Annotated in this window: 10 protein-coding genes, 1 tRNA gene and 1 pseudogene; 7 read left to right on the plus strand and 5 right to left on the minus strand. The window is 73.6% G+C overall.

The genetic code is table 11. The features are described from left to right. Nucleotides 1-103: 103 nt before the first annotated feature. From AB0P35_RS15205 to AB0P35_RS15220, 4 genes and pseudogenes are all read left to right on the plus strand, one after another. Nucleotides 104-1,177: pseudogene (locus AB0P35_RS15205) on the plus strand (NDP-sugar synthase); the annotation flags it as partial. A gap of 193 nt (nucleotides 1,178-1,370) precedes the next feature. Continuing rightward, nucleotides 1,371-2,300, plus strand: a complete 930-nt coding sequence (locus tag AB0P35_RS15210) for a Yip1 family protein (protein WP_363510762.1) — start codon at nucleotides 1,371-1,373, stop codon at nucleotides 2,298-2,300. Nucleotides 2,301-2,473: 173 nt separating this feature from the next. Further along, a complete protein-coding gene (locus AB0P35_RS15215) occupies nucleotides 2,474-3,364 on the plus strand; it encodes a metal-dependent hydrolase (RefSeq protein ID WP_363510765.1) in 891 nt (296 codons plus the stop codon). A gap of 168 nt (nucleotides 3,365-3,532) precedes the next feature. Next, nucleotides 3,533-4,057 (plus strand): hypothetical protein, encoded by a 525-nt coding sequence (locus AB0P35_RS15220; protein ID WP_257019123.1) that lies wholly within the window; start codon nucleotides 3,533-3,535, stop codon nucleotides 4,055-4,057. A gap of 109 nt (nucleotides 4,058-4,166) precedes the next feature. Here the strand turns inward: AB0P35_RS15220 and dcd are convergent, their stop codons facing one another. Both dcd and AB0P35_RS15230 read right to left on the minus strand, forming a co-directional pair. After that, entirely contained in the window at nucleotides 4,167-4,742 is a 576-nt protein-coding gene (gene dcd / locus AB0P35_RS15225; protein ID WP_095873964.1) for a dCTP deaminase, read from the minus strand. A gap of 82 nt (nucleotides 4,743-4,824) precedes the next feature. Then, nucleotides 4,825-5,061, minus strand: a complete 237-nt coding sequence (locus AB0P35_RS15230) for a hypothetical protein (protein WP_363510769.1) — start codon at nucleotides 5,059-5,061, stop codon at nucleotides 4,825-4,827. A 288-nt stretch (nucleotides 5,062-5,349) separates the two neighbouring features. Here AB0P35_RS15230 and AB0P35_RS15235 point away from each other — a divergent pair. Further along, nucleotides 5,350-5,423: transfer RNA gene (locus tag AB0P35_RS15235), tRNA-Gly, on the plus strand. Between the two features lie 383 nt (nucleotides 5,424-5,806). Continuing rightward, nucleotides 5,807-6,664 (plus strand): hypothetical protein, encoded by an 858-nt coding sequence (locus tag AB0P35_RS15240; protein ID WP_363510772.1) that lies wholly within the window; start codon nucleotides 5,807-5,809, stop codon nucleotides 6,662-6,664. A 15-nt stretch (nucleotides 6,665-6,679) separates the two neighbouring features. On the opposite strand, the gene AB0P35_RS15245 is transcribed toward AB0P35_RS15240, so the two are convergent. Both AB0P35_RS15245 and AB0P35_RS15250 read right to left on the minus strand, forming a co-directional pair. Beyond that, the gene (locus AB0P35_RS15245; RefSeq protein ID WP_363510775.1) at nucleotides 6,680-7,846 is read right to left on the minus strand and encodes a damage-control phosphatase ARMT1 family protein; all 1,167 of its coding nucleotides are present in this window, start codon (nucleotides 7,844-7,846) and stop codon (nucleotides 6,680-6,682) included. A gap of 156 nt (nucleotides 7,847-8,002) precedes the next feature. Continuing rightward, nucleotides 8,003-10,819, minus strand: a complete 2,817-nt coding sequence (locus tag AB0P35_RS15250; RefSeq protein ID WP_363510778.1) for a PKD domain-containing protein — start codon at nucleotides 10,817-10,819, stop codon at nucleotides 8,003-8,005. Nucleotides 10,820-11,137: 318 nt separating this feature from the next. On the opposite strand from AB0P35_RS15250, the gene AB0P35_RS15255 reads away from it, so the two are divergent. After that, nucleotides 11,138-11,926: a putative protein N(5)-glutamine methyltransferase gene (locus AB0P35_RS15255; protein ID WP_095873969.1), complete on the plus strand. Its 789-nt coding sequence runs from the start codon at nucleotides 11,138-11,140 to the stop codon at nucleotides 11,924-11,926. Between the two features lie 7 nt (nucleotides 11,927-11,933). Here AB0P35_RS15255 and AB0P35_RS15260 read toward each other — a convergent pair whose 3' ends face one another. Then, a complete protein-coding gene (locus tag AB0P35_RS15260) occupies nucleotides 11,934-12,650 on the minus strand; it encodes a sigma 54 modulation/S30EA ribosomal C-terminal domain-containing protein (RefSeq protein ID WP_363510781.1) in 717 nt (238 codons plus the stop codon). Nucleotides 12,651-12,708: the final 58 nt, after the last annotated feature.

The raw sequence follows: 12,708 nt of genomic DNA on the forward strand, positions 1-12,708 counted from the left end.
GGACGGCCGGAGGCCGCGGCCAGCCACGCCGTCAAACATCGACACCGGCCACGTGACGACCACGGCCGGGCCCGTACCGGAACATAGGGGAGAAGCTCAGACCATGACCGAAGCGATCATGCTGGTCGGTGGCAAGGGCACCCGGCTGCGCCCGCTGACCACCCACACCCCCAAGCCGATGCTGCCCGTCGCGGGCGTCCCGTTCATCGCGCACCAGCTGGCGCGCGCCGCGGCGGCCGGAGTCACCCGTGTGGTGCTCGCCACCTCCTACCTCGCCGAGGTCTTCGAGGACCACTTCCAGGACGGCAGCCCGTACGGCATCGAGCTGGTCTACCTCACCGAGAAGGAGCCGCTGGGCACCGGCGGCGCCATCCGCAACGCCGCCGCCGGCCTCACCTGCGGCCCGGACGAGCCCGTCCTGGTGTTCAACGGCGACATCCTCTCCGGCCTCGACATCGCCGCGCTGCGCGACGGCCACGTGGCCGCCGGCGCCGACGTCACCCTGCACCTCACCCGGGTCGAGGACCCGCGCGCCTTCGGCCTGGTGCCGACCGACGAGAACGGCCGGGTGCTGGAGTTCCTCGAGAAGCCCGAGACCCCCGAGCAGATCGTCACCGACCAGATCAACGCCGGCTGCTACGTCTTCACCCGTTCGGTGATCGACCGCATCCCGGCCGGCCGTGAGGTCTCCGTCGAGCGCGAGACCTTCCCCGAGCTGCTCGCCACCGGTGCCCTGCTGCGCGGCGTCGTCGACACCTCGTACTGGCTGGACCTCGGCACCCCGGCCGCCTTCGTCCGCGGCTCAGCCGACCTGGTGCTCGGCAAGGTCGACTCCCCGGCGGTGCCCGGCCCGACCGGCGAGGCCCTGCTGCTGCCCGGCGCCCAGGTCGACCCGGGCGCGGTGCTCGGCAACGGCACCGTCGTCTCCGAGGGCGCCGAGATCGAGGCCGGCGCGATCGTCGAGGGCAGCGTCATCCTGCCCGGCGCGGTGATCGGCGCCGACGCCTACGTGAAGGACTCCATCGTCGGTGCCTACGCCGTCATCGGCGCCCGCACCTCGCTGGACGGCGCGGTGATCGGCGACGGCGCGACCGTCGAGTCCGACAACGAGCTGCCGAGCGGCCTGCGGATCGCCTGCGGCACGCTGCTGCCGGTCGGCGCCGTCCGCACCACCGCCGGCCCCGGCGGCTGCCCGGCCGGCGAGAGCGCCGCGGTCACCGTGCACGGCCCGGCCATCGGCGCCCAGCGCTGACCGGGCGGGGCGGCCCGGCCGCCCCGCCCCCGCCGGCCTCGTCACAGGACGGCTGCAATCCTGTGCCCGGCCGTTGATCAACCGACGGCCGGTCAGCCGGAGCAGGTACCGTCGAGGCGTGGCTGGCAATCGATACGACAACGGGCAGGGCGCGGATCCCCGGCAGGGATGGTCCGCGCCCGCCGGCCCGGCGCCGCGGCAGCAGCCCGGCGGCGGGCCCACGGGGGAGCCCGAGTACTTCACCGCGCCCATCCCGGGACACTCCGGCCCCGGCGGCTACGGCGACGGGTACGGGGACGACCGGCAGGGGCACACCCGCGCCTTCCCGGTCGGCCAGGACCCGTACGGGCCCGACGGCCCCGGCGCCGGCCAGTACGGCCAGGGCGGTTACGAGCAGGGCGGTTACGAGCAGGGCGGCTACGGCCACCAGGGCGAGGCCTACGGCGGCCCGGACAACGTCGCCGTCTACCGCGCCGGCGGCCAGGTGGCGCCCCGGGTCTCCGGCCCGCGTCCGACCTGGAAGGAACTGCTGGTCGGCATCTACCGCGAGCCGGCCCGCACCTTCGACCGGATGCGGGACCACCAGGCCTGGCTGCCCGCCCTCACCGTCTCGCTGGTCTACGGCGTGCTCGCCGTGCTCGGCATGGGCGCCACCCACGACGACATCGTCAACTCCACCTTCTCGGTCGCGGCCTGGGCGCTGATCGCCGCCGCGATCGGCTTCGCGGTGGCCGGCGCCATGCTCGGCGCGGTCACCTACGCGCTCGCCCGCCAGCTGGGCGGCGACGGCCCGTGGCAGTCCACCGTCGGCCTGGCCGTGCTGATCGGCTGGACGAGCGACACCCCGCGGCTGCTGCTCGCGCTGTTCCTGCCCTCGAACAACCTGGTCGTCCAGGTCGTCGGCTGGATCACCTGGCTGATCTGCGCCGTGCTGCTCACCACCATGGTCCGCCGGTTGCACGACCTGCCCTGGGGCAAGGCCGCCGGCGCGGCCGCCCTGCAGCTGCTCGCCCTGCTCGTCCTCATCAAGCTGCCGACGCTCAGCTGAGCCGCCCCGCCCTCGACGGCTGGCCTCCCCCACGGGGGCCGGCCGTCGGCGTGCGCCGGCGGCCCCGGCGGGGCAGGCCCGCACGGGTGCGGCGGGACGGGCGGGGGCGGCGGGCCGCGGCGATAGGGTGAACAGTCTGTCCGTCTGCCCCACGCAGTGCCCGGAGCACCCTCATGACCCTCCCCACCACCCACGTCAGCTTCCCGTCCGGCGCGGTGACCGGCAGCTCGCCGGTGCTCGCCGTGCACCCGCTGGACGGCGGCCGGTACGCCGTCGTCACGGAGGCGACCCCCTTCCACCCGCTCGACCACACCTGGCCCGACCAGCCCGCCGACCTCGGCACGCTCACCGTGGGCGGTGTCGCGCACCCGGTGGTGGACTGCCTCACCGGCGCGGTCGGCCCGGACGGCGGCGAGCTGCTGGTCGGCGCGGACATCCCCGTCCGGCGCGGCGACGAGGAGTGGTCCTGGCTGGTGCTGCACATCGTCGAGCAGGAGCCCGCCGACGCCGTCGGCAGCACCGCCGAGCTCGCCGTGGACGCCGGGCGCCGTGCCCTGCTCTCCGCCTCGCACAGCGGCTGCCACCTGCTCGCCCTCGCCCTGAACGCCGCCCTCGCCCCCCGCTGGCGCAAGGACCCGGGCCGCAGCGACGCCTTCGGCAACCCCGACTTCGACAGCCTCGCCATGGCCACCTCCGTGATGGACACCGAGGCGAGCACCGACACCTACCGGCTCGGCAAGTCGCTGCGGAAGAAGGGCTTCACCACCGAGGCCGGCGAGGACTTCCCGGCGCTCGCGGACGCCCTGCCCGCGCTCACCGAGACCGTCAACGCCCAGCTCGCCGCCTGGGTCGCCGCCGACGCCGCGGTGACGATCGACGTGCCCGGCCCGGAGCTCACTGCCCGCCGCCAGTGGCACTGCGAACTCCCGGCCGGCCCGGCCCGGATCTTCTGCGGCGGCACCCACCTGCACCACCTCGGGGAACTCGCCGAGCTGCGCACCGAACTGACCCTCTCCGAGGACGGCAGCGAGCTGGTCGCCGTCACCCGGCCGAAGCGGGCCTGAACTCGCGGGGGCCCGCGGAGGTTCCCGGCCGGCAACCGTCCGTCGGTTGCAGATCGATAACACCGCGGGCCTATGTGGCAATTGTTCGAATTGTTCGGGGCGGCCCGGTGATCGCGCTCGGTAGCGTTCGCGTGCATTCAGCACGCCGTCCCCGAGCCGAGGAACACCATGACGACCCCGCAGCCGCCCCAGGGCCTCCCCACCGACCCGTCCGCCCAGGGCGGCTTCGGTCCCGCCCAGGGCTACGGCCAGCCGGCCGCCCCCGCCTACGGCCAGCCCGCGCCGGGCTACGGCCAGGCGCCCGGCCAGGTGCCCGACGGCTACGCCCAGGCCGCCCAGCAGGCCGTGCTCGCCCCGAAGAAGAGCCCGGTCAAGAAGATCCTGATCGGTGTCGGCACCCTGGTGCTCATCATCGCCGTCAAGATCGGCATCAGCTTCGGCATCGGCTACGCCGCCGCCGACAAGCCGGTGCACGCCAAGCCCGGCGAGTGCGTCAAGGTCAGCGGCAGCGACAACGACCCCAAGGTCGACACCGTCGCCTGCGGCAGCGCCGACGCCAACTACAAGGTGATCTCGGTCGTCGACAACTCCTTCGACCCGAACGCCTGCAACACCGTCGAGGGTTCCACCGCGGGCCTGGCCCAGCAGCTGCTCAGCGACAAGTTCGTGCTCTGCCTGGCCGAGACGAAGTAATCCCGCACACGCGGACACGGCTGTGGGCCGCCGATCACCGATCGGCGGCCCACAGCCGTTGCGCTCCCCGGGACGGTTCCCGCGGCCCCTGAGGGCCGCGGGGCCGGTGTCAGACCTGGGTGCGGTGGAAGTTCAGGTAGGAGCGGGACGGCGTCGGGCCGCGCTGGCCCTGGTAGCGCGAGCCGTAGCGCGCCGAGCCGTACGGGTGCTCGGCCGGCGAGGAGAGCCGGAACAGGCAGAGCTGGCCGATCTTCATCCCCGGGTACAGCTTGATCGGCAGGGTGGCGACGTTCGACAGCTCCAGCGTGACGTGGCCGCTGAAGCCCGGGTCGATGAAGCCTGCCGTGGAGTGGGTCAGCAGGCCGAGACGGCCCAGGCTGGACTTGCCCTCCAGACGTGAGGCGACATCCTCCGGCAGCGTGATCACCTCGAAGGTCGAGGCCAGCACGAACTCGCCCGGGTGCAGGATGAACGCCTCGTCGCCCTCCGGCTCGACCAGCCGGGTCAGGTCCGGCTGCTCCTCGGAGGGATCGATGTGCGGGTAGCGGTGGTTCTCGAACACCCGGAAGAAGCGGTCCAGCCGGACGTCGATGCTGGAGGGCTGGACCATCGACGGTTCGAACGGGTCGATCACGACCCGGCCCTTGTCGATTTCGGTCCGGATGTCCTTGTCAGAGAGCAGCACGAGGTCGAGGTTAAAGGCAACGTGGGGCCTCGGACGAATCAGGGACGATCCGCCCGGGCCCCACGACCGCGCCCGAACGCCCTCAGGCGAGGAACTCCACGGCCTCCAGCCGCATCGCGCGCGCCAGTTGCGCCCCGGACAGCTCGCTCACGTCCGCCGGCACCGAACTCCGCAGACGTCCGCACTGCGGACAGCGGATGAGTCTGCCCGGGCCGAGCCGGGCGGCACCGAGATTCTGCATCGGGAACGTGGTGGTGCTGAACAGGTGCCCTTCGGCACAACGAACGACGGTGCGCTGCTCCATCGATCCCCTTCCCATACTTCCCCGTGGTCCCCGTCCGCCTCGCGCCCCGGGCGCGGCCCGTCCGGCCCGTGCGGGATGCCCGTGCGGAGGGCCGCGCCGCGGACGCGAGCGTCACATTAGGGGATGTTCCGGACACCGCGTGCAGCGGCTCGCCGCTCTCCCGCCGCCGGAACGGCCCACACAGTACGCCCCTCGGGCACCCTCCTGCACCGGGCCGGCGGCGCGTTCACGCCATGCCCCGAAGCGCTTCGCGAATGGGGTACAGTGGTGCTTGATCGGGCGATCCATGACAGGTCGTCAGATGCGGGCGTAGTTTAATGGTAGAACATGAGCTTCCCAAGCTTAGAGCGCGAGTTCGATTCTCGTCGCCCGCTCCAGCAGGAAACCCCAGGTCAGCGACCTGGGGTTTCTGCTTTGTCTGGACCTCTTTGGGTTGGCGGGCGGTTTGCTCGCCCGTGGCGCGGGGGCTGTCTTCTGTGGGGGCGGTCGGTCGTCGGGTCTCTCGCTGTCGTGATTCGATGAGCCCGCCGCGGTGCGGGAGTTGACCGAACGGTGCGCGATTGCGTCCGACACGGACCGTGTCGATCGGGTGACGCTGCGTGTGTTACGTTCCGTCCGCACAGAGACGAAGATGACCCCGGCGGCGCTAGCAACACCCCGGGGCCCGGCAGCAGGAGCACAACTCCCGATGCAGATCCATCGTACTGAACCGGCACGGAACTTCACGGTATTGCCGAATGTCGCGTTGCAGGACCGGCGGTTGAGCTACACCGCGCGCGGGCTGCTCGTCGACCTCCTCTCGCGGCCGGACGGCTGGCGCGAGGACAGCCGGATCATGGCCGACACCAGCGTGCAGGGCCGGACGGCCGTCGCCAAGGCGCTCCGTGAGTTGATCGCGGCCGGCTACTACCGGGTGGTCAGAAGTCAGGGCCCTGGCGGCCGGTGGTTCAGCGTGATCCACGTCTACGACACTCCGCAGCAGGCCGCACCGACTGCCGACACCCAGGGTCTCGGTGGGCCGCACCGCGGTGGCACTGACGCGCTTTTAAAGAACCAGGAGAAAGAACCCTCCCTCCCGGACGCACCGGTCGAGGCCGAAGCGGACGCGGCGGACGCCGCGGAACCGGTCGAGGAGGGGCGGACGGCCGATCGGACGTCCGGGCGGACGGACGAGGCCCTGGCGATGCTGTTCCGGGTGATCCGGCCGGAGCCCCGGCTGCGCCTCGGCCAGGCCGAGGCCCTGCAGTTGGCGCCACTGGTCGCCAGCTGGCTGGAACGCGGCAGCGGCCAGGCCGACCTCGCCCAGGCCCTGCTGCCGGATCTGCCCGCCACGGTCCACTCGGCGCTGGGGATGCTGCGCCACCGCCTGAAACGCAAGATGCCTCCGGTGCGGGAGCACCGACAGCCTGCGGTCGCCCGGTACTCGGAGTGCGGCAGATGCCACGACCCGGTGCCGCGGCCCGGAATCTGCCGTGCCTGTGCGGGTCTCGGCACGCGAACGGTCGCGGTCGGCACCGGTGAGGCGGTCACCCCGAGAGGGGTGGCCAGGGTCCGCGCCGCCCTGAGGAACGCGAGAGGCGCGGGCCTCGGCCCGGGTGCCGCGGCGGCCGTCGGCTGACGGTCGTCCCGTGGCTCAGGCCGGGGCGTGCACCTGGACGAGGGCGTGGGTGCCCGCGGTGCGCCAGGTGGGGTTGGTGGTGTCGAGGCGGGTGACGGTGGCGGGGGTCAGGCCGACCGCGACATCGGACTTGAGGGTGCGCAGAGCGGCGACGGGGGAGGGGAAGTGGTCGGCCACCGCGGCGAAGGGGGTGGTCGGCGGCCAGTGCCGGTCGCCGACCAGGCGCCGGTAGTTGAGGTCGCCCTTGAGGATCGTCACGGCGGCGTCGGCGAGTTCGGTGCGGAGGTCGGCGGGCATGTCCCGGTAGGGGAGCGGCGCGCAGAAGAACGCGTGTGTGCCGATCCGCAGGGTGCCGCTCTCCAGCGCCCGCCAGAGGCGGCCTCCCACGGCCCGGGCGGCGGCCCCGCCGGCCGCGCGGAGGCGGTCGACCGCGGCGAGGACGTCCGCGGTGGTGGCGTCGGAGACGAAGTACGGCTGCGGCTTCACGTGCAGGACGACCCGGGTGGCCGGGTCCGCGGCCAGCAGGTGGTCGATCAGGACGAGGTCGGGCAGGAGTTCCCGGGCGGCGTTGTCGGCGACGACGCAGACCGTGCGTCCCCGGGCCCGCCGCAGTTCGGCCAGGAGCAGTTCGCTGTCGTCGGCGACCAGATCGGAGGCGGCCGTGTCCTCCGTCCCGGCGGCCATCCGAAAGCTCAGGTCGGCGCGGTTGCCCCACAGGGCGGAGGTGAGCAGGGCCCGGGTCCGTGCCTCCTGCGGCAGTTCGGCGAGGCCGTCGAGGGCGGCGAGTTCGCCGTCCACCGCCTCGCCGGCCAGCTCGGCGTCCTTGAAGGGCGCGAAGGGGTCGATGCCGTGCCAGGGGCCGGGGCGGAAGTACCCGGTGGCGTCGAGCAGCCGGCGGTGGAACCAGCTCTCCGCCCACAGGAAGGGCGCCTCGCTCCACGGCCGGCCCCAGAGGCGGTCGCCCCAGGCGAGCCACTCGTCGCGGTCGTGGAAGCCGGTACCGGGCGGCGACAACAGGCCGGTGGTGCTCTCCGCGAGCAGGTCCTCGACGGCCGCCCGCTCGGCCGGTCCGTACGGCCGGGCTGCCAGCACCTGCCGGACGAGTTCGGGGTGCCGCCGGTGGAAGACGCTCCACGGGAACGACCCGGAGACGTCGATGCGGATCACGGGTGCGGTCGGCACGTGCGGGTCCGTCCCTCGGTCGTCGGCGGTGCTCGGACGGCCGCCGGAGGGGCCGGCGGCGCTGCCGCCAGTAGAGCAGACCGGCCCGCCCCCGGAACGCGGGCGGGCCTCCGCCACCCGGGGGTGGCGGAGGCCCGTTGGTCACGTCGTCGCGGCTCAGCCCTTGACGAAGTACCCGGAGAGGTCGGCGATCACCTGGGTGTTCCCGGCGTGGTTGTACACCCGGAAACGCCCGTTGCCGCCCAGCGGTGCGGTCACGTGGTTCGGCACCGTCTGCCCCGGCAGGAAGTTGAGGCTGGAGGTGCCGGGCCGCGGGCTGCCGTCCGGCCAGACGGTGAGGAACCCGGCGGCGGTCGGCTGGGTCGCCGTCACGTTGAGCACCCCGGCGACCGCGTCGGCCGGCACACCGTTCGCCCCGCCGACCTGTACGGCCGTCTCGCCCGCGGGGCCGAGGGCCCCGCCGCGCTGCCGGGTGTCGGCGAGCCTGGTGGGCGGCACGGGCACGAAGACCGCGGTGCCGTCGTCGCCGTAGTACCCCACGACGTCGGCGATCGCCTGGGTGTCGCCGCGGAAGTTGTACAGGTCGATCTGTCCGTCCCGGCCGATCGGGACGATCGCCTGGTTGGCCACCGTCTGCCCGGCCGTGAAGTTCAGGCTGGAGACGTTCGGGCGGCTGCCGCCGTGCGGGTAGGCGGCCAGGTAGCCGCCGGTCGTCGACGCGGTCGCGGTCAGGTTCAGCACGACGGCCCTGGCCGAGGCGGGCACGCCGGCCTGCCCGGTCACCTGGATGCCACGGGCCTCGTCCTGGGTGAACCGGCTGTCGGGCCGGCCGTTCGCCGGCCGGGTGTCCAGCAGTCGGGCGGGTGCGGTCGGGCTGAACCGGCTGCCCCAGTCCGGCTGGTAGTAGCCGAGCACGTCCACGATCACGTCGGCGTCGCCGGAGTGGTTGTGGACGTCCACCTGCTGCCAGCGGCCCACCGGCACGGTGACCAGGTTGGCGACGGTCTGCCCGGCCTTCACGTTCAGGTTCGAGGCGGTGGGCCTGGGCTGGCCCGAGGGCCAGAGGGTGAGGAAGGTGTCGGCCTCGGCGTTGGTCGCGGTGACGTTCAGGACGACGGCGGTCATCCCGGCGGAGAGCCCGTGGTTGCCCGTCGGCCCGTAGGAGGACAGGTCCAGCGTCAGCGGGACGTACGGGTTCGGCTTGAACTGCTGGGACCTGGTGTCCAGCAGGCGGTACGGCGTGACCGGGGTGTACCGGCCGTCCAGGTAGCGCACCCGGTGGACCCGGGAGGCGCTCGCCGTCCGGCCCTGCGAGTCCGTCATCGTCACGGTGACGGTGTAGTCGCCGGGCGCGGCGTAGGTGTGGTTCTCCTTGCCGCTGAGGCTGCTGCCCTTCCAGCTGCCGTCGCCGAAGTCGAAGGTGATCTCCTTGACCGGCCAGGGCGAGGACGTCACGGAGAGGGCGGCGTCCGCGCTCACGGTGAGCGGGTGGGTGGCCGAGAAGTCGGTGTTGACCGGCCGCACGTCCGCCGTGGTGAGCTGCGGATCGAGCGGACCGGGGGTGCTGACCCTGAACCCGGAGTCGTAGGTGCCGGCCGAGACGCTCGCACCGCCGAGGCCGGTGACGGTGACCGTCGGCCGGCAGGTGCAGTCGGCCACGTAGGTGTGGGTCGCCTTCGGCGCGTCCGTGGTCTGCGTGTGGCCGTCACCGAAGTCGAAGGTGTACCGCAGGGTCGTGGGCCACTTGCTGCGGGCCTCCGCGGTGAAGGTGACCGGGGTGCCGTACGGCGCCCACATGTGGTCGGGCGTCAGCTTGACGCTGTACGGCGTGTCGACGACCTCGGCGGCGCCGCGGTCGAGGTGGCCGCCGGGGCCGTCGGTGACGTACGGGTGGTCCGCCGGGGTGTGGCCGTCGATGTCGGTGCCGAGCACGCCCGGGGCGTCCGCCAGGGCCGAGTCGATCGCGGGCGAGCAGACGCCCGGGTCGGCGGCCGTGCAGTCGGTCAGCGCCCCGGACCAGGAGCTCGTCACCTTCGGGTCGGTGAGCAGGTCGTGGCCGCCCTGGCCGGTGGCCGCGTGCAGCGACTCCGGGGTGGCGTACGCGCTGCCGGCCCAGCTGTACGGCGTGCCGCCGTCCGCGGCCCGGACGAGGTTGTAGTCGGCGACCGTGTCGGTGGCCGAGTCCGCGGAGACCAGCAGCTCCGCCGCGGTGGCCGGCTCGGCGCACGGCCTGCCGTCGGCCGTGGTCGCCCGGTGGCCGTCCACGATGTTGTTGAAGACACGGGCCCCGGACGAGCCGTCGAGCAGGGCGATGCCGGGGCCGCAGCCGAGCGTCACCGTGTTGTTGGTGACGGTCGCTCCGGGCGTGCCGCTGACCGACAGCGGGGTGGCGGTGGCCGCCGAGAGGACGTTGTTGCTGATGACGACGCCCGTCGAGCCGCCGCTCACCCGGATCCTGCCCATGATGCGCCCGCGGGTGACGGTGACGCCGTGGTTCCCGCCGCCGATCTCCAGGGAGACCGATGCGGACGAGGTCCGGACCTGGTCGAGGGTGATGTCGGCCGAGTTCTCGACGGTGGCGCTGTCCACCGAGAGGTCGCGGAGCACCAGGTGTTCGGCGCCGCTGACGGCGAGGGCGGGCCCGGGCTTGGTCGAGGTGCCCGCCAGCCGGCTGGACGCGCCCAGGATGGTGATCGGCGCCTCCGCGGTGCCGGAGCGGGTGATCCGGACGTCCTCGAAGAAGCTGTCCTGCTGGAGTTGGACGGTCGTGCCCGGGCGGGCCGCGTCCACGGCCGGCTGGACGCTGCAGAAGGGCCGGGCCCGGGTGCCCGGGCCGGTGTCGGAGCAGGCGGCGTTGCCCTGCCACACGTAGAGGGTGGTGGTGCCGTCGTCGGCCGCCGCCGCCGGTATCTGCAGGCCGAGCGCGGCGGTGAGCACGGCCGTGGCCGCGCCGACGGCGCGCGGAATTCGCACGATGAGGTCCCCCCGGGGAGTACGGTCCCGCCGGGATCCGACGATCCGGCGGCTCCGGCGGACGACGTCCGCCTGTAGCGATCTTGCAGAATAGCCGTCCGGCGGTCGGTCCTCACACGAATAAGGCAAGCGCCGCCGCGCCCGTACGGCTCACGGGACGGCCCGGCTCGGGTAGGGTGGCGGCATTCCAGCAGGGGAACGATCGAGGAGGTGGGACCCATCAACGCAGGTGCAGGCTGGGTGCTCTCCTCGTGCGGCCGGACGGCCCGATCGCGGTAGCGGTCGCGGGAGCGCCCTCGGCGGTTCCGGAAGGATCCCGTGTCGCTTTCCCGTTCAGTTCTTGATGTCCCGTCCGTCGTACGGCGGCTGCGTGCCGCCGGCTGCGTCTTCGCCGAGGACGAGGCGGAGTTGCTCGTCACCACGGCCCGCTCGGCGGCCGAACTCGATGCCATGGTCGACCGCCGCGCCGGCGGGCTGCCGCTGGAACACGTACTCGGCTGGGCCGAGTTCTGCGGTCTGCGGATCGCCGTCGACCCGGGGCTGTTCGTCCCGCGGCGGCGCACCGAGTTCCTCGTCCGGCAGGCCGCGGCGCTGGCCGGCCCCTCCGCGGTGGTGCTCGACCTGTGCTGCGGCGTCGGCGCGCTGGGGGTGGCGCTGGCCGCCGCCGTCGGCCCCGGCGTCGACCTGCACGCCTCGGACGTCGACCCGGCGGCCGTCCGCTGCGCCCGCCGCAACGCGTCCGCGGCCGGCGGCACCGTCCACCTCGGCGACCTCTACGAGCCACTCCCGGACGGCCTGCGCGGCCGGGTGGACGTCCTGCTCGCCAACGCGCCCTACGTGCCGACCGCGGCGATCGGACTGCTGCCCGCGGAGGCCCGCGAGCACGAGCCGCGGGTCGCCCTCGACGGCGGTGCGGACGGCCTCGACGTGCAGCGGCGGGTGATCGCGGGCGCGCCGGAGTGGCTCGCACCCGGCGGCCACCTGCTGGTGGAGACCAGCGGGCGCCAGGCCCCCCGCACCCTGGCGGCCTTCGCGGCGGCCGGGCTGGCCGCGCGGACCGCCGAGTGCGAGGAGCTCGACGCCACGGTCGTGATCGGCCGGAGGTGACGGACGTTCAGCCGGAGCCGGTGATCAGGCCGAGCCGCCCGTCGAAGCGCCGGTAGAGCACCCGGCCGCGGCCGTCGGCGGGGTGGGCGTAGAACAGGAAGGGGAGTTCGGCGCCCACCAACCGCTGCACGGCCTGCGGGTCGTCGAGCCGCGGCGCCCCGTGCGGGCTGACCGTGAGGGGTGCCGCGCAGCCGCGCGGCGGGGCGGCGGCGATCGTCCTGGCGAGCCGGTAGCCGGTCGGGCCGACCCGGTAGACGACGGCGTCGGTCTCGGTCATCGGATCGGTGAACAGGTGGATCCGGTAGTCCATCGCGTCCAGGGTGCGGGCCGCCGCGTCCGGTGAACACCACACCAGGGCGGGAGACTTGACCCGGGCGATGACCTGCGGGCCGATCACCGCGGGGACCGGCGGCAGCGGCGGGCGGGACGGCTGCGGCCAGGACCGCGGCGCCCAGGCGCCGGTGACGGAGGCGATCCGGCGGCGCAGCCCCTCGGACAGCCGGTCGAGGGCCTCGCCGACGCCGCGCGCCGTCTCCTGCACCCTGATCCGGCGCCCGTCCACCTCGGCGTTGACCTGCGCGAGCCCGGCCGCGCTCAGCCGGACCCGGAGCGACTCGACGAGCGCGTTGGCGCAGCCGGCCGCGGCCGCGATCCGGCTGCGGGCCTCGTCGAGCATCTCGCGGGGGACTCCGTCGAAGCCCTGAACAGTGATCGCCTCGGTCATGGACCACTCCTCCTGCCACTGGTGTCGGACGACAGAACGCATCCGGGTCCTACCCAAC

The organism is Kitasatospora sp. NPDC085879, assembly GCF_040686255.1.
Taxonomy (GTDB): Bacteria; Actinomycetota; Actinomycetes; order Streptomycetales; family Streptomycetaceae; genus Kitasatospora.